Origin of the sequence: Pseudoalteromonas sp. GW168-MNA-CIBAN-0100, from assembly GCF_040309225.1 — a bacterium.
Taxonomy (GTDB): domain Bacteria; phylum Pseudomonadota; class Gammaproteobacteria; order Enterobacterales; family Alteromonadaceae; genus Pseudoalteromonas; species Pseudoalteromonas arctica.
Genome location: NZ_JBEOOL010000778.1, coordinates 1 through 256, shown reverse-complemented (window position 1 = coordinate 256; position 256 = coordinate 1). Strand labels below are relative to the sequence as shown.

Sequence of the window (256 nt, the reverse complement as noted above, 5' to 3'; positions counted from 1 at the left end):
CCTTCTAGCCAAACATATCAACTACTGTTAATATAAAAATTAACGGAGGGTTATTTTATGGCTGACAAACTTCAGCAAGCCGCACTTATCAGTAAAAACATAAAGCACATGCGAGAATTACTTGGTTGGACACAGGCGAGGCTCGCTAGTGAGGCAGGGATAACAGCGGCTGCTCTAAGCAAGATCGAAAAAGACGAAGGCCGAATGCCGACTATTGTTGTGCTAAGAAAAATCGCTTCGGCACTAGGTGTAAAAC

The 256-nt window shown here is 43.4% G+C and carries 1 protein-coding gene; it reads left to right on the top strand.

The features are described 5' to 3' along the window. Positions 1-57: 57 nt before the first annotated feature. Positions 58-256: helix-turn-helix domain-containing protein (locus AAEY62_RS23385; RefSeq protein WP_350636833.1), on the top strand; the 199-nt coding region annotated here is incomplete at its 3' end.